Here is a 19053-nt window from a genome sequence, read left to right as displayed (position 1 = left end):
TGGGTGATCAAGGGATTTAACGGGAGGCCCGGGCGTCAGCGCCTGTCGTCCACGCTGCCCGGTGGGGCTATCAGTGCCGGCTGTTCAGGAAGCCGATCACGACGGCGCCCCACCAGGCGCCCTGCGAGACAGCGGCGGTCACGGCGCTGCGGATCAGCAGTGAGGGGCCGACCGGGCCACCGTCGACGGCGGCGAGCCGGCGGTGCAGGGCGGACGCCTGGACACCGTTGAGCGAGAGCACAAGAACGAGGACGAGCTTGAGGCACGTCAGCGGTGAACCGAGATCGGGATGCAGGAAGGCGCCGCTGAAGAGCAGCCCGCCGAGGCCGAGCCACACGGGGACGTGCAAGGGGCCCGTGAAGTCGAGCACCTCGCGGAGGGTCTTGCGGCCCCTGAGCCACAGGGCGCCGTAGTAGTCGACCGCGAGCACGGCGCCGAAGCCCAGGATCAGGGAGGCGAGGTGCACGAACAGCGCCGCGGTGTGCAGCGTGGCGTCGGCCTTCAGATGCAGGGCGATCCATATCGTGGCCGCCCAGCCGGCGCATACCGCGAGGGACACCGCCACGGACCCGCACCACCGGGGCAGCTGGAGCAGCTCCGTGTCGTGCCCCGGTCTGTGGGGGCTCGCGGTGACGTCGGCGGCGGACATGGTTGCTCCAGGGATCTTCTGCGGGGCGTGCCCACCCCGGTGCGCGGTGAGCGAAGGTAAGGCTGGCCTAAGCGTCGACGGTCGTCAAGGTGACCGTCCGCACACTGAGCACCGCGCTCCGCTGCCGCGGCGGCGCACCCGGGAGCGCGGGGGCGCCGCCGCGCCCGGTCTCGACGCGCCTGCCGGGTCAGGCGCGCGAGGGGCCGTCCGGCAGGGTGACGGGGTGGCGGTAGCCAGGTTCGACCTCTTCGGCCGTGGCGTTGCGGCCTTGCTCGCCGAGGAGGCGGAGCGCCCGGTCCTCGCCGCGTTCCTCGCTGGGCGGGGTGTGGGCGAAGGTGAGCTCTTCGTGGACGTGGATGATGTCGCCGGTCTCGGCCGAGCGGACCACGAAGGTGCGCACGGTCGTCTGGATGCCGTCGGTCGACTGTGGCTGCATGGTGGTCATCATCCCCAGGAGAAGAGGGTCAGTGTGCCCTCGATGGCCGCGTCGTAGGTGCGGGCGATGACGGTGAGCCCGAGCAGCCGTGGCACGAACAGCCGCGCCAGGTACGTGCCGAAGCGGTCGTCCCCGTAGTTCACCGCCTGGAACTGCCCGTTGTCGTCGATGAGGTTGACCTGGGAGATCCCGAAGTCGGACTGCCCGTTCCCGGCGACGTACTTGGTCGTGCACTGGATCCACACCGCGCTCGGTGTGGCGAACGGGTTGCTGACGCCCTGCGAGGCCGAGTGGAAGCCGGACCCGCCGGTGGTGAGTGTCCCTGGTGAGTAGATGCTGAGCACGGTCATCGGTGTACCCCTCCGAACGCCCTGCGGTCGCGCCTGAAGGCCCTTGCAGTCTGTGACTGTCTCATTCCGCACACCACACCTCAAGTACGCACCGCACATATCCGGACACGTTGTGTAGCGATTCCTTGTCTCCGGTCGAGGCGGTGGCAGGCGGATCGGGATCGACCTCGCTGAGCCGGACCGAAGTGCCCGCGCTCGGCGGCACGTTGGGGCTCGTTGAGCTTCCGTTGATCTCCCTTGGATCCGAGGGTCCAGCTCTGTCCATGCGGCATCTGTGGGACCGGGGCGGCGGCTACTTCGTCATAGGGGCATCGACCACGACGGAGGAGGGAGAACGGACCCCGGTCCCCTCCTCCGTCGCGGTCGTCTCCCAGGGGGATTCCCGGGTCAGCCGGCTTCGGCGCGGAACGGGGTGATGACGGCGAACTTGCCGCCCTGCGGGTCCTGTACGACGGCCATCCGGCCGGTGCTCATGTCGAACGGCGGCTTCAGGACCCTGCCACCGGTACGGGTCGCGGCCTCGGCGGTGGCGTCGGCGTCGTCGACGGCGAAGTACGTCAGCCAGTGCGACGGCGTGCCCTCGGGGAGCTTGTCGAGCCCCTGCATCCCGGCGACGACCCGCCCCTCCACCGCGAGGGCGGAGTACCCCTCCTCGCCCTCCATCGGCGCGCTCGTGATGCCCAGGGCACTGGTGTAGAAGCGTGCCGCGGCATCGGGGTCGCTGGTGTTGAGCTCGCTCCAGATGAACGCGCCGGGTTCGTTGACGACCTGCGCGCCGATGAAGTCCCGGGCCTGCCACTGGCCGAACGCCGCGCCCGTGGGGTCGGTGGCGAGCGACATACGGCCGAGCGTGCGCACGTCCATGCCGGGGGTGATCACGGTGCCCCCGTTGTCGGCGATCACCTTCTCGCTCGCGTCGACGTCCGAGACGGCGAAGTAGGTGGTCCACACGGTCCGTGGGGCGGACCCGCCGTCGGACGATATCGCGGTGGTGATCCCGGCCACGGGTTTCCCGTTCAGTGTGCAGACGGCGTACCCACCGGTCTCCGGCGCCCCGGCCTCGCCCTGCCAGCCGAAGAGGCCGCAGTAGAAGTCGAGTGCCGCTTGCTGGTCGGGTGCCACGAGGTCGACCCAGCAGGGAGTGCCGGGCCGGTAAGGGCTGTTGACATCGGACATGAGGGTCTCCATGGGCTGAGGGAACGGTACGAGAAGCGGCGGCGTCGCAGCTGTGAGCATCCAGTGACTTCTCCACCGTCACGGCTCCCAAACCAGAAACCGAGGCGGTGGGACAGAGTGGGTGTTGGGGGACAACCTCACCCTCAAGTCGGGGGTATACCTCACTGACAGAGCGATGGCCGGTGCACCAGGCTGGTCGGTATGACCACAGGCTTACAGCCCGACAGCTCGCCCCAGGCATCCCGGCCCCTGTCCCGGCCCGCTGTCCACCGACGCCGTCGGCGCCTCACGGCGGCGGCGTCCCTCCTGGCGGTGACCGGTCTCCTCATGACCCTCGATCAGCCAGGACGGGCGGCCGCCCGAACGGCCGTGGCCACGACCACGTCGTACGCCACCGGGACCGGCGGCACCGAGGCGCGGCAGCACGCCCGACTGGAGCGGCTGGCAAGGGAATTGGTCAGCGCAGGGGCGCCTGGTGTGATCGTACGGGTGGACGACGGCCGAGGCCGGCCGTTGGAGATCACCGAGCAGGCTTCCTGGACCCGGTCGGATCACCGCCTCGGGGTGGGGGACGAGTTCCGGATGGGCTCCAACACCAAGACCATGATGGCCACCCTCGTGCTGCAGCTCGTCGCTCAGAGCAGGCTTTCCCTCACCGACCCGGTCGACAAGTGGCTTCCTGGCCAGGTTCCCCACGGTCGTGCGATCACGATACGTATGCTGCTGAACCACACCAGTGGCCTGTCCGACTACACCGAGGATGCCGCGCTCCTGCCCGCGATATTGGGCAAGGACCAGAGGCGATGGACGTCGGAGGAGCTGCTCGCGATCGGGGTGGGGCACGATCCGGTCTTCGCGCCGGGCAGCGCATGGGCGTACAGCAACACCAACTACGCGGCGATCGGTGCCGTGTTGGAGAAGGTCACGGGAGTGAGCCTGGCCGATCTGGTACGTGACCGAATCGCCCGGCCGCTCGGCCTCCGGCACACCTCCTACGCGACGGACTCCGCCTGGCACGGCCCGCACGCCCACGGGTACGAACCCGATGCGGCCCACATGCCGCCGAAGGTGCCGGCCGAGTACCGGGACTACGCCGGGGCTCACCGCGACGGTCATGTGGACGTCTCCGACAACAACCCCTCGTGGGGCGGGGCGGCCGGGGCCGTGGTGTCCACCGCGCACGACTGGGCCCGGTTCTCCACCGCGTTGATGTCCGGCAAGCTGCTGCCCGCCGCCCAGCTGGCCCAGATGCGCACCACCGTGCCGATGTTCCCGGACCGGCCGGACGGGCCCGGCTACGGGCTGGGCATCGAGACCGCCGTGACCCCGTGCGGCACGGTGTGGGCGCACGACGGCGGCATCCCCGGCTACCTCAGCACCCACGTCACCGACCCCACCGGCACCCGCACGGCCACCGTCCTGGTCTCGACGGAGGCCTTCGCCGAGCACCCGGACGCCTTCCCCGAGCTCGCCGAGGCCGCCAGGTCGCTCCAGACGGCCGCGATGTGCGCCATGTTCGACAAGGCGTAAACCGGTTTCCTGGCAGGTGGCAGGAGCGCGATCATGGAGTCGACAGTGAACGCAGCCTGGAAGGACCGCTCACCATGCCGGTGCCTGCCGACCCGACCGTCCTCCATCCGATGCCCGGACAGCCGCGCGTGGTGCTGCTGAGGCCGCTGGTGAAGTCCCCGCTGATCGAGGTCGGGGAGTACTCGTACTACGACGACCCGGACGACGCGACCGCGTTCGAGACGCGGAACGTGCTCTATCACTACGGGCCGGAGAAGCTGATCATCGGCAGGTTCTGCGCGCTGGGCACGGGCGTGCGGTTCCTCATGAACGGTGCCAACCACCGCATGGACGGCCCCTCGACCTTCCCCTTCCCCACCATGGGCGGCTCGTGGTCCGAGCACTTCGACCTGCTCACCGGCCTGCCGAACCGAGGAGACACGGTCGTCGGCAACGACGTCTGGTTCGGCTACGACACGAGGGTGATGCCCGGCGTACGGATCGGGCACGGCGCGATCATCGCCTCCGGCGCCGTGGTCACCACCGACGTACCCGACTACGGCGTCGTCGGCGGCAACCCGGCGCGCCTCATCCGCACCCGCTACAGCGAGCAGGACATCACCCGGCTCCTGGCCGTGGCCTGGTGGGACTGGCCTGCGGAGCACATCACCGAGCAGGTACGAACGATCATGGCGGGCACCATCGCCGACCTCGAAGCGGCTGCCCCAAAGGCTCCTGGGGTGTAGGAGGGTGCGGCCGAGGACAGGCGTCACCCTGCTGGGTCGGTCACCTTCCATTCGGTGAACTCATGGGCCCTCGGTCTGACGAACCGCTTCGTTGCGCGAGGACGGGGTGGCCCTGTTTTACCGGGCCATGCCCTCCCGGCGTCGGCATTTTCATGGTCATCCCCGAGCCGGTCGATCACTGCGCGGAATCGAGTACCACGCCACTGCCCGCCGCGCCACCCATGACCCGTGAAACCCACCTGCACAGCTCGGATAGCATGATCGAACGGCGGTCGCCCTCAACGCCCGTGCTCCACCGGGAAAACCATGCTCTCCGGCACCAGGGGTGACCCATTAACTAAAAATCTAACAAATCGGCCAATTAATTGAAATCGATAATATCTCGGGCGCTTTCGCGAATAAACTTCAAAATTGAGTTCACCACGTTGCGTCAACCGCGAGTGATGCTATGGGCCGCCGCCACTGTGGTGACCCTCGGGTTCTTCGTCGCGCTGGAGATCGTCGCGCGTCATTACGGTATGTCGGGGCCGATTACGGGCCAGGTGCCGGAGTTGGTATTCGCCCCCAAGTCGGGGCCGCTTCTGTATGCCGGTATGGCACTGATGATGGTGGTGCTCACCTGGCGGCAACGGTTCGTCGCGGCCGGTGTCGCGGTCGGTATCGACGCCGTCTTCATGTCCGTGCGCTGGGCTGTCGACGCCAAAATGGCCTTCGGTAACGGCCCGTTGTGGGTCATGGCGGCCTGCGTGGTCATCGCCCTCGTGCGCCGCACCGGCAAGGAACGCGTCCTGCTGCTCAAGGGCGTCGGCCTGGGCATGCTGCTGGTGGTCGGCCACAAGACGGGCGACACCTGGCTGCTCATCACCTCCAAGACCCGCTCGAACGTGCTCGACCAGTACGTGGTGACCGCCGATCACGCGCTGGGCAACCCGTCGTGGGTGGCGGGCCAGATCGTCGAGGCCTCCGGCCCGGTCGGCTCGCACGTCCTCGACTTCGTCTACGGCCAGCTTCCGCTGGCAGCGGCCCTCTTCGCGCTGTACCAGCTGCGCAACGTGGCGGCCGAGCGCCGCTTCCCGGGCCACCACCTGGTGCGCACCTTCCTGGCGATCGGCCTGCTCGGGCCGGCCATTTACATGATCTTCCCGGTGGTCGGACCGGTCTTCACCTACGGCGACGGCGCCTTCGGCACCGGCGGCGGGCACTGGGCGCTGGCCCAGATGTGGCCCGACACGGTGCCCTCGATCGGTGCCCCGCGCCCGTTCCCGTACGACGAGATCACCCCGCGCAACTGCATGCCCAGCCTGCACACGGCATGGGCCACCACGATCTTCATTCACTCGCGCAATGCCCCGCGGCTCGGGCGGATCGCAGGTACGTTCTGGCTTGTCGCCACGCTCAGCGCGACGCTGGGATTCGGCTATCACTACGGCGCGGACCTTCTCGCCGGTGTGGTGTTCGCCGTCACGGTCGAGGCCGCGATGCGCTCGTTCGACCACGGCTGGGACCGCTCGGGAATTCAGTTCATCATTTACGGTGCGACGGTATTCTCCGCGCTCTTGCTGTCCTACCGCTATCTGCCCGTGGAAATGGCCAGGCATCCCTGGGCATTCGGGCCCCTTCTCCTTCTGGCGATGTCCTCGGTGGTCTACGGCTATGTACGGACCACCAAGCGGTGGGAGCCGGAGTCCGCGCGAGCGGAGCGGACGGAACGGGAACCGCAGCCCGAATTGGCGTGACGCCCACCAGAGGAACGGGGTCCGGCGAGGACGGCGGCGTGGCCTGCGTCAGTCGGTGCGCTCGGTGAGCCGCACCACCGGGGCCCCCTCCCGCTGAGCCTTACGGCGGAGCGCCTCCTCGTCGGTGGCCGCGTCGTAGGTGAGCAGCTTCGGCAGGGCCGCCGACAGCAGCGCCACGGAGGCCAGACAGGCCAGGCCGCCGGACCAGAAGGCGGGCCGGGTGCCGGTCCACCCGGCCATCCCGCCCGCCCGCACCTGTCCCAGCTGCGGTCCGACGCTGTACGAGAGCACCTCTATGCCCGCGAGCCGTCCCCGCAGCTGCTCCGGGATCGTCTGGTTCCAGATGGTGGAGCGGCCCAGGCCGCTCAGCATGTCGCCGGCGCCCGCCGCGCCCAGGCAGAGCAGCACCAGCCAGATGTGGGAGAACCACCCCGCCGCCGCGATCGCCAGCCCCCATCCGGCCGCGCCGAAGACCACGAGCAGCCCGTGCCGCCGTACCCGCGAGGTCCAACCACTGGTGAGGCTCACCAGCACGGACCCGGCCGACCCGGCCGCGTACATCAGGCCGAGCGCCCACGGCGCGTCCAGCTCGTCCGCGAGGAACGGGAAGATGGTGTTGGGGAACGCGAAGAACATCGCCGCCAGGTCGACGGCGTACGTGCCCAGCAGCACCGGCCGCGACCAGGCGTAGCGCGCGCCCTCGGCGATGCCGCGCAGCGACGGCTTGTCCGCGCCGTGCGCGGGCGGTGCGGGGGAGAGGCGCAGACACAGCAGCGCGGAGCACAGGAAGCCCGCCGCTGTGAGGGCGTACGCCGTGCCGTGACCCGCGTACGCCACCACGAGCCCGGCGGCGGCCGGGCCCGCGATCATGCCGATCTGCCAGCGCACCGCGTTCAGCGCGGCGGCGGCCGTCTGCTGCTCGTGCGGCACGATCCGGGCCATCAGCGAGTCCAGTGCGGGCCGCTGGAGCCCGGCCAGGGCCGAGACGCAGGCGGCGACCACGTACAGCGGCCACAGCCGCGGTGTGGCCAGGACCGCGTTCCCCAGGAGCAGCACCGCGAGCACGGCCAGCCCGGCTTCCGTCGCCAGGATCACCTTGCGGCGGTCCACGGCGTCGGCCAGCGCCCCGCCGTACAAGCCGAACACCACCAGTGGGACCAGCTCGACCAGCCCCATCGCACCCACCGCGAGCGGTGAGTCGGTGAGCTCCTTGATCTGGAGCGGCAGCGCGACCATGGCCGTCGAACTGGCGAGGATCGCGACGATGCCCTGCACCCAGAGCAGCCGGAAGTCGGCGGAGGACCGCCAGGGGGACAGGTCCGGGAGCATGCCGGAGAGACGTGAGCGTCTGGGGGTGGGGGAGGTCTTACTGGTCACGAGTGACGATGTTGTGGGGCCGTGCCGATCCAGGGCAATCGAATTTTCAGCGGCAGGCGCGACGGGGTCCCGGGTCCGCACTCGGACCCTGGACCCCGTCGGTACCGGCTAGGAGCGGGAGGTGGGGCGTGTCCAGGTCTCCAGTTCGTTGAACGCGGCGACGAAGGACGGCAGCATCGGCTTGAGTGTCTTGTCGTCGATCGCCACCAGCCCGTCGGTGTGCGGGCCGTCGGGGACGTGGACGTAGCGGTGCAGCGGGGCGAGCCCCGCGTCGGTGACCATCCGGTCGTACACATCACCGAAGGTGGCCGGCGGGGTCAGCGCGTCGAGGGTGCCCTGGATGCTGATCAGCGGGCGCCGGATCCTCCCCGTGAGCGAGATCCGGTCGACCGCATGGTGCACCGACTCCGGGCGCGAGGCGAAGTCGTAGTCCGTGTCGCAGCCGCGCGTCGTGGCCGCGGGGCAGAACGGGGTGCCCGCCTGGTTCGGGCCGTCGTAGTCGGGGTCGACCTCCTCGCGGATCACACGCTGCAGCAGGTCCCACTGCTTCTTGTAGTGGTAGCCCCACTGCGACTTGGAGTTCTCGGGGTACCCGGCGGCCACGATCTCGGCCGGGGCGCTCGGATCGCCCTTGAGGAGGCGGGCGTAGGCGCGCAGCGCGGGCGGGAGCGTGGTGAGCAGGCTGCCCTTCTTGGTGAAGGTGAGGGCGTTCCAGTCGATGCCGCCGGTGTACAGCTGCGGGTAGTGCTCCAGCTGCCAGCGGACCAGATATCCGCCCGCGGAGAGCCCGGCGGCGTATGTGGCGCGCGGGGTGCGCCCGTAGTACTGGTCGGTGACCCTCTTCGCCGCCACGGTGAGTTGTGCCATGCGGCGGTGCCACTCCATGATCGCGTCGCCGGGCCGGTCGCCGTCCTTGTAGAGCTCGTCGCCGGTGTTGCCCTTGTCGGTGGCGGCGTAGGCGTACCCCTTGGCGAGCACCTGGTCGCTGATGATCGGGTCGTTGGCGTACTGCTCGCGCGTTCCGGGCGGGCCCGCGACGACGAGGCCGCCGTTCCACTTCTTGGGCAGCCGGATGACGAACTGGCTGTCGTGGTTCCAGCCGTGGTTGGTGTTGGTGGTGGAGGTGTCGGGGAAGTAGCCGTCGATCTGGACTCCCGGGACGCCGGACGGGGTGGCGGTGCCCGGCACGATCAGACCCAGCCAGTCCTTGTCGTCGGTGTGCCCGCTCAACCGGGTTCCGGTGGTGGTGAGATCGGACAGGCAACTGGAGAGCGCGTACTCGGCCCCCGGAACCCGCACGGAGTGGCAGCCGGCCGCCTGGGCGGCGGCCGGCGGAACGGTCAGGGCGCCCACGAGCAGCAAGGGGGCGACGGCGAGGCGGCGCAGCACGGTGGTCCTCTTCTCGTTGCGGTCGGTCACGCCTCGAAATCTAGAAAGCCCAGGTCACCGTGGGTAAGTGTGAGACGGCCCGGTGGGCTTTGGCCAGCGGGCACATGACCTCTGGCCACACTCTGGGCCGGTGTGTCGACCGGATGGGGGATCAGGGTGGCGGCCGCGTACTCTGCACGCGAAGAGAGCCTTCGAGCCTTCAAGAGCCCCCTGAGGAGGCCCGATGCCGCGGCCCGTTCTGTGGATACCCGCCGTCCTGTACGGCTCCGTGCTGCTCGGGGGTGTCTACTACGCCGTGATCGGTCCGGGCCTCGGCGCGCGCACCGCCGGATACACGGCCCTGCTCGGCGCCCTGATCGCGCTGGACCGGCGCGAGTGGCCGAGGATGCCACCGGGCGCGGTGTCGGTGCTCAGGGTGGTGCTGCTGTGCGCGGTCGCGGTGCTCGACGAGTCCGGTCTGTCGCGCGTGCTGTTCGTCCTCGTACCGTTCCTGGCCTTCTTCGCCTACGGCTCGACCGTCGCCATCGGGCTCGGCATCGGCTGTGTGACGGCCCTGGCGGGTGTGTTCACCCTGCGGGTGCCGCACTGGCAGACGCGGGCCGAGTACATCGGCGATCTGCTGATGTTCGGCCTGGGTGTCGTCCTGGCGCTCGCCATGGCCGCGGTCGCCGTCCGCGAGCAGCAGGCCCGCGCCCGTCTGGAGGGCACGCTCGCCCAGGTCGCGGAGCTGTCCGCGGCCCGCGAACGCAACCGGCTCGCCCGCGAGATCCACGACAGCCTCGGCCACCATCTGACCGCGATCGGCATCCAGTTGGAGAAGGCCGAGGCGTTCGCCTCACTCGATCCACCGGGTTCGGCGCAGGCGGTCTCCCATGCCCGTTGGTCGGCGAACCGGGCGCTGGAAGAGGTACGGGCCTCGGTGCGCACCCTCGGTCCCGAGTCCGAGGCGGAACCGGCCGGTCTCTCCCGGGCGCTGGCCGACCTCGTCCACCACCTGGACGGCGGGAGCCGCCGCGTCACCCTCAAGATGACGGGCGTCGAACGCCGGCCCCTGCTGGTGCTCTACCGGGCGGCGCAGGAAGGACTGACCAATGCCTGCCGTCACTCCGGGGCCAGCGAGATCGGGGTGAGTGTCGTGTACGACGAACATGGCGCACACCTCCAAGTCGTCGACAACGGCACCGGATTCGACGCGGCCGACGAAGGGTTCGGGCTCTCGGGGCTGCGCGAGCGGGTCCGCCTGGCCGAGGGAACCGTGGCCATCGACAGCTCGCCCGACGGCACCGCGCTCACGGTAGGAGTTCCCTGGTGACGGAGAACACTGGCAGGACCGACAGCACTGGCAGGACCGACAGCATCGGCAGGACCGGCGGCGCCGAAAGCACAGCAGGCACACCTGTACGGGTCTTCGTCGTCGACGACCAGGATCTGGTGAGGGAGGGCATCACCGCTCTCCTCGGCATCCAGCCGGGCATCGAGGTCGCGGGCAGCGCCCGCGACGGCGCCGAGGCCGCCGAACTGGCCCCCGCCTGCCGCCCCGACGTCGTGCTGATGGACGTCCGGATGCCCGGCATCGACGGTGTGGCGGCCACGGCCCTGCTCCGCCGCAGCCTGCCCGCCTGCAAGGTGGTGATGCTGACGACGTTCGACGACGACGAGTACGTCGCTCGGGCGCTCAAGGCCGGCGCCGTCGGCTACCTCCTGAAGAACCTGCCCGCCGCCGAGCTGGCCCGGGCGGTGCGCCTGGCCCATGCGGGCATCGCCCAGTTCGACCAGACGGTCATCGCCGGCCTGGCGGCCGGTCTCCCGGCCCCCGACCTGCTCACTCCCCGCGAGACGGAAGTGCTCCGCCTGATCTCGGCCGGATCCACGAACAAGGAGATAGCCTCCCGCCTCTATCTCAGCGAAGGCACCGTCAAGAACCACATCTCCCGCGTACTGAGCCGCCTCGGCCTGCGCGACCGTACACAGGCCGCGCTGTACGCGAGGGAGAACGGTCTCATCTGACGTGCGGGGTGGCCCACCCAAGGGCGCGCGGCCCGTGCCGCGCGCCCGCGGAGTAGGGCGCGTCCTTTTCAGCGCAGCCCGGCCCTGGGCAGCCGGTGGAGGTTCGAGCTGACCATGCGGGCGGCGCGCTGCACGGCCTCGGCGGTGGTGGACAGGTGCCGGCTGTCGACGAGGGCCACTCCGACCGCGGCGACGACCTTGCCCGAAGGTGCGTGCACCGGTGCGGCGAGACAGGAGCGCTCACCCTCCCATTCGTACGCGTGGAGGTCCGCTCCGTACTCGCGTGCCCGGCGCAGCCGGCGGGCCCACTGGTTCGCGGAGTGGCCCGGGGGCGGGTCCGCGCCTGGTCCGGACGCGGCGAAGACGACATCGGCGGCGCTGTCGGGCGGCAGGGTCTGTCCGGGCAGATGGGGAAAGAACTCATGGGCCGCGCCGGGGATCCCGGTCACTACGGTCGTGGCGCCGACGGACGGGAGGAACGCGCCCTCCAGGACGCCCCCGTCCGGCAGGGATGCCGGACCCGCCGTCCTGAGGGCTTCTTCCACGCGCCATCGTTTCCCGTTCCCCTCGCCGTCCCCCTGGGCTGCCCGGCCCGCCGGACATGTTCGCCGTGCGCTTCACCCTGGCACGGTGAGGACGCCGGATCACGACGGTCCCGCGCCAACCTTGGCGGGTCTCACATGTGGCGCAGGGACGCCGGTGTACGGCCGATGAGGGTGCGGGCGGTGCGGCTGAGATGGGCCTGGTCGGCGAAGCCCGCGCCTGCGGCGGCCATGGCCGCGGTCGCACGGGGGAGGTCGGTGATCGCGGTACGGAGCCGTCCCCATTGGCGCAGGCGGGCGAGCGGGATGCCCACGGACTGCCCGACCAGGGCACGCAACCTCGGGGCGGACAGACCGACTTCGGTGGCGACGGATGTGAGGGGCGTGTCCGGATCGGGTTGCACGCACAGGTGGAGAGCGTGGGCCACTCTCGGGTCGAGCGGGGACGGGGCGCCCGAGCGAGCACGCAACTCGGCGTAGGCGGCGGCTGTATCGGCGTCGGCGTCGGGGCCGTCACGGTCGCCGGATCCGAGCGCGGCGAGCAGGCGGCGGACCTCGGCGGCGTCGAGGCGGATCGGCTCCGGGGCCGGGGGAAGCAGCCAGGAGTCGATGAACAGCGCGGCGTAGGGCGAGGTCGACGCACAGGAGTGGGCCAGCTGGGGCGGCACGATCAACCCGTCCGCAGCCATGGGCCGCCCCTGCCGGCCGAGTTCGGTGTGACCGCCGATCGGCAGGACGACCTTCCAGGCGGGCAGCCGATGCCGGGCCACGGCGAACGGGCGTGACTCGGCGAACAGCGTCGCCTCGGGGCCGGTGGCGAGGACCAGGCGGCGATCGTTTTGTTCAAGCGTCCGGGCGCGGGGTGAGGAGACCATCGTGGCATGCACGCTATCGCTGCCGCCGGGTTGGCGGGCTTCCTGGTCGTCACGGGGATCGCACACTTCCTGCTCCCGGGATACTTCCGCAGGCTGGTGCCCGTATGGCTGGGCCGTGGGGATCTGCTGGTGTATGCCGGCGGGGCGGCGGAGATCGCGGTGGGTGCGCTGGTGCTCGTACCGTCCGCCAGGGCGGCCGGGGGCTGGGCCGCCGCAGGACTCATCACCGGCTATCTGGTGTCCCATGCGGACGCGTTGCGGCGTGCGCGAGCGGACCGCCCTCGGCTGCTGGAACGGCCGGTTCCGGCGTTGGCACGGCTGGTCGTGAACGTCCTGTACATCGGCTGGGCGGTGTCTGTGGCCCGGTTCGCGGCGTGACGCCCGTCCGGTGGGCGCGCTCTCGGTGGCCGGGAGCGCGGTCCGACGGCGCCGGGCCCGCTCCGGAGTCACTTGTCGTCACAGAGGGAGTCATGTCATGAGTCATCGCATCGTCGTCGTGGGCGCCGGCTATGCCGGTCTGCTCGCGGCCAAGCGCGCCGCCAGGAACCTGCGCCGCACCGATGCCACCGTCACGCTGGTCAATGCCGTCGACCGGTTCGTGGAACGCGTCCGCCTTCACCAACTCGCCGCCGGGCAGCGGCTGGAGGAGACCTCGTTGAGCGATCACCTCCGTGGCACACCGGTCGAGTTGGTCGTCGCGCGGGTGACCGCCGTCGACGCGTCCGCCCGGTTGGTGAGGACCGACCGGGAGCCCCACCATCGGTTACGACACGTTGGTGTACGCCCTGGGGAGCCGCGCGGAGACGACCGCCGTCCCGGGAGCGGCCGAGTACGCCCACACGATCGCCGACTTCGAGCAGGCGGTACGGCTGCGGCACCGGGTCGCCGAGATCGCCTCCGGCGGCACCCTGGCGGTGGTCGGCGGCGGGCTGACGGGGGTGGAGGCCGCCGCCGAGCTGGCGGAGAGCCACCCTGGGCTGCGGGTACGGCTGTTCACGGGTGCCGAGGACGTCGGCGCCGGGCTCTCGCCGAGAGCCCGGCGCCATCTGCGGCACGCACTCGACCGGTTGGGGATCGGCGTCCACCCGAACACCGCCGTGACAGCGGTGCGCCCGGACGGCCTGGCCACCCGCGACGGCGCCTCCTTCGCGGCCGACGCCGTGGTCTGGACCGCCGGGTTCCGGGTTCCGGGGCCGGCCACGACGGCGTCGTCCAGTTCACCCGCGCCGACGACCGCCCGCGTCCCGTCGTGCTGACCGGACGTACCGCCGCCGCCTTCAAGGAGGCCGTCGTGCGCGGCACCTTGCGCTCCCTCAGGAGTCGTTGACGGCTTGCAGGGGGCTCAGTGCGGCGGCCCGGCGTGCGGGGAGGGCGGCCGCGGCGGCGCCGACGGCGAGGGAGAGGACGACGACCAGGGCGAGGGTGCCCCAGGGGAGGCTGAAGGTGTACTGGGGGATCGCTCCACTGGCCAGTCCGCTGACCTTCCACGCCCCGAACAGGCCGCCGACGAGGCCCAGCAGCGTGCCGTAGGCGGCGACCGTGAGGGATTCGACGCGGATCATGCGGCGGATGCCGGTGCGGTCCATGCCGATGGCGCGCAGCACGCCGATCTCCCGGGTGCGTTCGGCGACCGACATGGCGAGTGTGTTGACCATGCCGAGCGCGGAGATGATCACGCCGATGGCGAGCAGTCCGAAGACCATGGTGATCAGGTCGCCGGCGACACCGGCCTGTTCCTGGACGAGCCGGCTGCGGGTCTGGACCTTCAGCAGGGGGCTGTTGTCGACGGCGCCGCGCAACCGCTTCTCCATACCCGGGGAGGAGGTGTGGTGGTCGGTGGCCACCAGGATGCGCTGGACGGAGTTCCGCAGATAGCCGTGCTGTTGGACGTCGCCTCGGTAGGCGAGAGCGTCCTGCGCGGTGGGGTTGTCCTGGTAGATCCCGACGACGGTGTACGGCTTTTCGCGGTCGCCCTCGCCGGGGCCGATGCTCGCCTTGAGCTGTCGGCCGGTGCTGATCCGGTTCTCCTGGGCGAAGCCGCTGGAGACGGCGATCCGGCCCGGTCCGATGTCGGTGGCGGAACCGCTCGTGAAGTGCAGCTTCATGACGCTGCCCACGGTCTTCGGGTCGACGCCGGAGACCTGCCGGGCGAAGGAGCCGGTGGAGATGGTGGAGTCCGCGACGGCCGAAGCGGTCCGCACACCGGGCAGGTCGGCGACGCGTCGGACGGCGGCCGTGTCGATGGCGGTGGTGGTGTTGCGGGTGCTGATGACGTAGTCGGCGCTCAGACCGGCGGCCGCCTGGCTGTCGAGGGCCCGGCTGGAGGAGTGGTCGATGACGGCGAGTCCGGAGACCAGCGCGGTGCTGATCATCAGGGCGGCGGCGGTGGCCGCGGTACGGCGGGGATCGCGCAGGGCGTTGTCCTTGGCGAGGTCGCCGACGACGCCGAGCCGGGCGGTGAGCCGGCCGAACAGACGGATCACCGGGCTCGCGAGCAGCGGCGCCAGCACGATCACACCGGTCACCAGGATGCCGCAGCCGAGCATCGCGGTCTGCAGGTTCGCGTCCTTGGCGTCCATGGCGTCGTTGAGGGAGAAGAGCAGGCCCGCGCCGAGGAGGAGCACGGCCGCGCCCACGGCGCCCCGGAGGCGGAACAGGGCCGTGGAGGCGGGCTGCTCGGCGGTGCGCATCGCCTCGACGGGGGCGATCCTGGCCGCGCGCCGGGTGGGCAGCCACGCGGCCAGGACCGTGACGCCGACGCCGACGGCGAGGGAGGCGAGCACCGGGGCGGCTCCGACCACCAGCGGGCCCCGGGGCAGCAGATCCTCATCGGTACCGAGCAGGCCGGGCAGGACGGTGGCGACGCCGAGCCCGAGGACGAACCCCGTCGCGGAGGCGACGAGCCCGACCAGGGCCGCCTCGGCGAGCACGGAGCGGACCACTTGGCGGCGGGTGGCACCGATCGCGCGGAGCAGCGCGATCTCCCGGGAGCGCCGCGTGATGAGCATGGTGAAGGTGTTGATGATGAGGAACGAGCCGATGAACAGCGACACCACGGCGAAGATCATGGGCAGCCGTGCGTAGCTACGCGTCTTGGTGTCGATGAACATCGACTGCTGGTTGGCCTTCGCGGTCGCGGTGGTGGCCTCGGCGCGGTCGGCCGGCAGCAGTGCGCCGATGCGCTGGGCGAGCGCGAACTGGTCGGTGCCGGGCGCGGCGGACACGTCGATGCCGGTGTAGCGGCCCGGCGTGGCGAAGAGCTGCTGCGCGGTGGTCCGGTCGAACACCGCGAGGGTGCCGCCGGAGGTGACCCGGGTGTCGTCGGTGGAGACGGTGCCGACCAGCCGCATCCGCAGCACGGGGCCGTCCGCGGCGAGCGTGACGGTGTCACCCAGCGCGTACTTGCCCGCCTTCGCGGTGCCTTGGTCCAGGACCACTTCGCCGCCGGTGTGCGGTGCGCGCCCGGCCGTCAGCCGGTAGCGGCTGTCCGTGCCGTCGGCGCCGGGGAGATAGGCGGCGGCCAGCTTGCCCATGGCGTTGTCGGCGCGCATCGGGGAGCCGTCCTTGGCGGCCAGGGTGACGGACCCGTCGACCGTCGGGCGGACCGCGCTGACACCGGGCACGGCGGCCAGCTCGCGTACGAGCGCGTCGTCGAGGACGGTCGCGCGGGCGTCCGCGGGGGTGCCCGGGGGGTATTTCGGGTCCACGGTGACCGCGATGCCGGAGTAGTTCTTCGCCATGGACGCGCGGTAGGCGGAGGTGGTGGAGTCGGCGAAGACGAGCGAGCCGGAGATGAACGCGACCCCGAGACCGACCGCGAGGACGGTCATGATCAGACGGGCCTTGTGCGCGAGGACGTTGCGCAGGGCTGTTCGCAGCATGGTGGGCTTTCGGAGAGCTTCTACGGGGACGAGAGGGGACGAGGGGGGACTGGGCGGGGCGCGGTCAGCGGGCCCGGTCGTGGGCTTCGAACGCGAGCATCCGGTCCAGCACGGCCCCCGAGGTCGGCTGGTGCAGTTCGTCCACCAGGCGGCCGTCGGCGAGGAACACCACACGGTCGGCGTGGGCCGCGGCCACGGGGTCGTGGGTGACCATCACCACGCTCTGGCCGAGCTCCCGTACCGAGTCGCGCAGGAAGCCGAGTACTTCGGCGCCGGAGCGGGAGTCGAGGTTGCCGGTCGGCTCGTCGGCGAAGACGATCTCCGGGCGGGAGACCAGGGCGCGGGCCACGGCGACGCGCTGCTGCTGACCGCCGGAGAGCTCGGCGGGGCGGGGCGCGTCCCGCGCAGCCACTCCGTCCCCGCGAGGACTTCCCGCAACAGTGCGACGCGTACGGCATCCATGGCCCGGCATCCTGCCGCACCGCACGCCCCGGCGGGCCGCAACCGCCCCTCCTCACCCGAACGGGAGCCGCCGCCACCCGGGTCGCTTCCGGCCGCACCTGGCGCATACCGCCGGGTAACGCCCGGCGTAAGGTCGGCCCATGACTTCCACTGACAGTGCTGAGAACCCCCCGAAGCCCGCCGCCAAGGACCCCTGGGACCTGCCCGACGTCTCCGGCCTGGTGGTCGGCGTACTCGGTGGCACCGGTGACCAGGGCCGCGGTCTCGCCTACCGGCTGGCCCGGGCCGGCCAGAAGGTGATCATCGGCTCGCGGGCCGCCGAGCGGGCGCGGTCGGCCGCCGACGAGCTCGGCCTCGGGATCGAGGGCGCGGACAACGCCGAGTGCGCGCGCCGCAGCGACATCGTGATCGTCGCCGTGCCGTGGGACGGCCACGCCAAGACGCTGGAGGCGCTGCGCGAGGAGTTGGCCGGCAAGCTCGTCGTCGACTGCGTCAACCCGCTCGGCTTCGACAAGAAGGGCGCGTACGCCCTGAAGCCCGAGGAGGGCAGCGCCGCCGAGCAGGCCGCCGCCCTGCTGCCGGACTCGCGGGTCACCGCCGCCTTCCACCACCTCTCGGCCGTGCTCCTCCAGGACGCCTCGGTCGAGGAGATCGACACCGATGTGATGGTGCTCGGCGAGAGCCGCGCCGACACCGACCTGGTGCAGGCCCTGGCCGCCCGGATCCCCGGTATGCGGGGTGTCTTCTCGGGGCGGCTGCGCAATGCCCACCAGGTGGAGTCGCTGGTCGCCAACCTGATCTCCGTCAACCGCCGCTACAAGGCGCACGCCGGGCTGCGGGTGACCGACGTGTAGGTCCGCCCGGGGCATGGGGGACACTGGACGGGCATCAGCGCCGCACCCGGACAGGAGCCGACCCCCATGCCCCGCCTCGCTCTGTACGCCCTCGCCGTCTGCGTCCTCGCGGTCGCCGCGGCCGTGGTCTCCTTCGTCCAGGGCAACTGGACCGGCGTCGTCTGGATCCTGCTCGCCGGGCTCTCCTCCAACATGGCCTGGTACTACCTGCGCAAGGCGAAGGCCGACGCCCAGCGGTCGGCGGCCGTCAGCCGGTGAGCGAGGGGATGTCCGGCGTGCCCTGCCAGAAGCGGTAGAGGCGCTGGCCCCAGTAGGTGTCCCACTCGGTGACGCCGAGCCCGCGCAGGATCGAGTGGATGGCGTCGAAGAACACCTCGTTCACCGACGGCAGCCACAGGAACGCGAAGACCGCGAGCAGCCCGAAGGGCGCGAACGGCTCGATCTGGCGGCGCACCCCGTGCGACAGCCAGGGCTCTATCACCCCGTACCCGTCCAGGCCCGGGACCGGCAGGAAGTTCAGGATCGCCGCCGTCACCTGGAGCAGCGCCAGGAACGCCAGCGCGTAGCGGAACCCGGCGGGGACGCCGTCCAGTGCGTGCAGCCAGAACGGCGCGGTGCAGATCACGGCGAAGAGCACGTTGGTGAGCGGGCCCGCCGCCGCGATCAGGCTGTGCTTCCAGCGGCCCCGGATCCGGCTGTGCTCGATGAACACGGCGCCGCCGGGCAGACCGATGCCACCCATGATCACGAAGATGACCGGCAGCACGATCGACAGCATCGCGTGGGTGTACTTCAGCGGGTTGAGCGTCAGATAGCCCTTGGCGCCCACCGTGATGTCCCCGCCGTGCAGCGCGGTGCGGGCGTGCGCGTACTCGTGCAGGCACAGGGAGACGATCCAGGCGCCCGTCACGAAGAGGAAGACGGCGAAGCCCGGCGCGGTCGAGAAGCCCGTCCACACCGCCCATCCGCCGACCGCCGTGACGGCGACGATCCCCAGGAAGACCGGGCTGATCCTCCGGTCGCTGCGACGCGAGGTGGCGGTGGCCATGTGCGGGGCTCCTGGG

Annotated in this window: 19 protein-coding genes and 1 pseudogene; 9 read left to right on the top strand and 11 right to left on the bottom strand. The window is 71.0% G+C overall.

The window, feature by feature from the left end; translation table 11 throughout:
* Positions 1–70 precede the first annotated feature (70 nt).
* The 4 genes from A8W25_RS09065 to A8W25_RS09050 all read right to left on the bottom strand — a co-directional run bounded on the left by A8W25_RS09065 (position 71) and on the right by A8W25_RS09050 (position 2611).
* On the bottom strand, positions 71–649 hold the full coding sequence (locus tag A8W25_RS09065) for a hypothetical protein (RefSeq protein ID WP_199831707.1): 579 nt from the start codon (positions 647–649) through the stop codon (positions 71–73).
* Positions 650–836: 187 nt separating this feature from the next.
* On the bottom strand, positions 837–1085 hold the full coding sequence (locus A8W25_RS09060) for a hypothetical protein (RefSeq protein WP_158942463.1): 249 nt from the start codon (positions 1083–1085) through the stop codon (positions 837–839).
* An 8-nt stretch (positions 1086–1093) separates the two neighbouring features.
* Complete coding sequence (locus A8W25_RS09055) at positions 1094–1435, bottom strand: hypothetical protein (RefSeq protein ID WP_067158479.1); 342 nt, start codon at positions 1433–1435, stop codon at positions 1094–1096.
* Positions 1436–1822: 387 nt separating this feature from the next.
* On the bottom strand, positions 1823–2611 hold the full coding sequence (locus tag A8W25_RS09050) for a VOC family protein (protein WP_067158476.1): 789 nt from the start codon (positions 2609–2611) through the stop codon (positions 1823–1825).
* A gap of 201 nt (positions 2612–2812) precedes the next feature.
* Here A8W25_RS09050 and A8W25_RS09045 point away from each other — a divergent pair, with 201 nt between their 5' ends.
* The 3 genes from A8W25_RS09045 (at position 2813) to A8W25_RS09035 (ending at position 6602) form a co-directional block, all read left to right on the top strand.
* A complete protein-coding gene (locus tag A8W25_RS09045; protein WP_234386352.1) occupies positions 2813–4141 on the top strand; it encodes a serine hydrolase domain-containing protein in 1329 nt (442 codons plus the stop codon).
* Positions 4142–4215: 74 nt separating this feature from the next.
* A complete protein-coding gene (locus tag A8W25_RS09040; protein WP_067158473.1) occupies positions 4216–4866 on the top strand; it encodes a CatB-related O-acetyltransferase in 651 nt (216 codons plus the stop codon).
* Between the two features lie 443 nt (positions 4867–5309).
* Entirely contained in the window at positions 5310–6602 is a 1293-nt protein-coding gene (locus A8W25_RS09035; RefSeq protein WP_067158471.1) for a phosphatase PAP2 family protein, read from the top strand.
* 48 nt (positions 6603–6650) lie between these two features.
* Here the strand turns inward: A8W25_RS09035 and A8W25_RS09030 are convergent, their stop codons facing one another.
* Complete coding sequence (locus A8W25_RS09030) at positions 6651–7931, bottom strand: MFS transporter (RefSeq protein WP_067158469.1); 1281 nt, start codon at positions 7929–7931, stop codon at positions 6651–6653.
* A gap of 156 nt (positions 7932–8087) precedes the next feature.
* Entirely contained in the window at positions 8088–9398 is a 1311-nt protein-coding gene (locus A8W25_RS09025) for a tannase/feruloyl esterase family alpha/beta hydrolase (protein ID WP_199831706.1), read from the bottom strand.
* A 193-nt stretch (positions 9399–9591) separates the two neighbouring features.
* Here A8W25_RS09025 and A8W25_RS09020 point away from each other — a divergent pair, with 193 nt between their 5' ends.
* Positions 9592–10680, top strand: coding sequence for a sensor histidine kinase (locus tag A8W25_RS09020; RefSeq protein WP_067158467.1), 1089 nt, complete (start codon positions 9592–9594; stop codon positions 10678–10680).
* 44 nt (positions 10681–10724) lie between these two features.
* Entirely contained in the window at positions 10725–11375 is a 651-nt protein-coding gene (locus tag A8W25_RS09015) for a response regulator (RefSeq protein WP_067160874.1), read from the top strand.
* Positions 11376–11443: 68 nt separating this feature from the next.
* Here A8W25_RS09015 and A8W25_RS09010 read toward each other — a convergent pair whose 3' ends face one another.
* Positions 11444–11920, bottom strand: coding sequence for an IclR family transcriptional regulator domain-containing protein (locus A8W25_RS09010; protein ID WP_067158465.1), 477 nt, complete (start codon positions 11918–11920; stop codon positions 11444–11446).
* Positions 11921–12051: 131 nt separating this feature from the next.
* Positions 12052–12792: a helix-turn-helix domain-containing protein gene (locus tag A8W25_RS32120; protein ID WP_079126028.1), complete on the bottom strand. Its 741-nt coding sequence runs from the start codon at positions 12790–12792 to the stop codon at positions 12052–12054.
* Positions 12793–12798: 6 nt separating this feature from the next.
* On the opposite strand from A8W25_RS32120, the gene A8W25_RS09000 reads away from it, so the two are divergent.
* Together A8W25_RS09000 and A8W25_RS34775 are read left to right on the top strand one after the other, a co-directional pair.
* The gene (locus A8W25_RS09000; protein WP_067158463.1) at positions 12799–13170 is read left to right on the top strand and encodes a hypothetical protein; all 372 of its coding nucleotides are present in this window, start codon (positions 12799–12801) and stop codon (positions 13168–13170) included.
* A 398-nt stretch (positions 13171–13568) separates the two neighbouring features.
* Complete coding sequence (locus tag A8W25_RS34775; protein ID WP_234386348.1) at positions 13569–14048, top strand: FAD-dependent oxidoreductase; 480 nt, start codon at positions 13569–13571, stop codon at positions 14046–14048.
* Between the two features lie 57 nt (positions 14049–14105).
* Here A8W25_RS34775 and A8W25_RS08990 read toward each other — a convergent pair whose 3' ends face one another.
* Positions 14106–16673 carry an ABC transporter permease gene (locus A8W25_RS08990; protein WP_067158459.1) on the bottom strand — a complete coding sequence of 856 codons (2568 nt, stop codon included), beginning with the start codon at positions 16671–16673 and terminating at the stop codon, positions 14106–14108.
* A gap of 64 nt (positions 16674–16737) precedes the next feature.
* Positions 16738–17070, bottom strand: a pseudogene (locus tag A8W25_RS08985) (ATP-binding cassette domain-containing protein); the annotation flags it as partial.
* A 205-nt stretch (positions 17071–17275) separates the two neighbouring features.
* Between A8W25_RS08985 and npdG the strand changes: the two are divergent.
* Positions 17276–17989 (top strand): NADPH-dependent F420 reductase, encoded by a 714-nt coding sequence (gene npdG / locus A8W25_RS08980; RefSeq protein ID WP_067158457.1) that lies wholly within the window; start codon positions 17276–17278, stop codon positions 17987–17989.
* Positions 17990–18055: 66 nt separating this feature from the next.
* Positions 18056–18247, top strand: a complete 192-nt coding sequence (locus A8W25_RS08975) for a hypothetical protein (protein ID WP_067158455.1) — start codon at positions 18056–18058, stop codon at positions 18245–18247.
* Here the strand turns inward: A8W25_RS08975 and A8W25_RS08970 are convergent.
* Complete coding sequence (locus A8W25_RS08970) at positions 18237–19037, bottom strand: site-2 protease family protein (RefSeq protein ID WP_067158453.1); 801 nt, start codon at positions 19035–19037, stop codon at positions 18237–18239. The genes A8W25_RS08975 and A8W25_RS08970 overlap by 11 nt on opposite strands.
* Positions 19038–19053 lie beyond the last annotated feature (16 nt).

This window comes from Streptomyces sp. ERV7, assembly GCF_001653515.1.
Taxonomy (GTDB): domain Bacteria; phylum Actinomycetota; class Actinomycetes; order Streptomycetales; family Streptomycetaceae; genus Streptomyces.
The sequence above is the reverse complement of the archived record's forward strand: the minus strand, read 5'-3'. Positions and strand labels throughout refer to the sequence as shown.

What these genes read in the sequence shown, in the direction of transcription:
- A8W25_RS09050 (WP_067158476.1), bottom strand. Translation starts at nt 2,611, where the DNA reads ATGTCCGATGTCAACAGCCCTTACCGGCCCGGCACTCCCTGCTGGGTC.
- A8W25_RS09030 (WP_067158469.1), bottom strand. Translation starts at nt 7,931, where the DNA reads ATGCTCCCGGACCTGTCCCCCTGGCGGTCCTCCGCCGACTTCCGGCTG.
- A8W25_RS08970 (WP_067158453.1), bottom strand. Translation starts at nt 19,037, where the DNA reads ATGGCCACCGCCACCTCGCGTCGCAGCGACCGGAGGATCAGCCCGGTC.
- A8W25_RS08990 (WP_067158459.1), bottom strand. Translation starts at nt 16,673, where the DNA reads ATGCTGCGAACAGCCCTGCGCAACGTCCTCGCGCACAAGGCCCGTCTG.
- A8W25_RS09000 (WP_067158463.1), top strand. Translation starts at nt 12,799, where the DNA reads ATGCACGCTATCGCTGCCGCCGGGTTGGCGGGCTTCCTGGTCGTCACG.
- A8W25_RS09020 (WP_067158467.1), top strand. Translation starts at nt 9,592, where the DNA reads ATGCCGCGGCCCGTTCTGTGGATACCCGCCGTCCTGTACGGCTCCGTG.
- A8W25_RS09045 (WP_234386352.1), top strand. Translation starts at nt 2,813, where the DNA reads ATGACCACAGGCTTACAGCCCGACAGCTCGCCCCAGGCATCCCGGCCC.
- A8W25_RS09035 (WP_067158471.1), top strand. Translation starts at nt 5,310, where the DNA reads ATGCTATGGGCCGCCGCCACTGTGGTGACCCTCGGGTTCTTCGTCGCG.
- A8W25_RS08975 (WP_067158455.1), top strand. Translation starts at nt 18,056, where the DNA reads ATGCCCCGCCTCGCTCTGTACGCCCTCGCCGTCTGCGTCCTCGCGGTC.
- A8W25_RS09065 (WP_199831707.1), bottom strand. Translation starts at nt 649, where the DNA reads ATGTCCGCCGCCGACGTCACCGCGAGCCCCCACAGACCGGGGCACGAC.
- A8W25_RS09060 (WP_158942463.1), bottom strand. Translation starts at nt 1,085, where the DNA reads ATGCAGCCACAGTCGACCGACGGCATCCAGACGACCGTGCGCACCTTC.
- A8W25_RS09040 (WP_067158473.1), top strand. Translation starts at nt 4,216, where the DNA reads ATGCCGGTGCCTGCCGACCCGACCGTCCTCCATCCGATGCCCGGACAG.
- A8W25_RS32120 (WP_079126028.1), bottom strand. Translation starts at nt 12,792, where the DNA reads ATGGTCTCCTCACCCCGCGCCCGGACGCTTGAACAAAACGATCGCCGC.
- npdG (WP_067158457.1), top strand. Translation starts at nt 17,276, where the DNA reads ATGACTTCCACTGACAGTGCTGAGAACCCCCCGAAGCCCGCCGCCAAG.
- A8W25_RS09055 (WP_067158479.1), bottom strand. Translation starts at nt 1,435, where the DNA reads ATGACCGTGCTCAGCATCTACTCACCAGGGACACTCACCACCGGCGGG.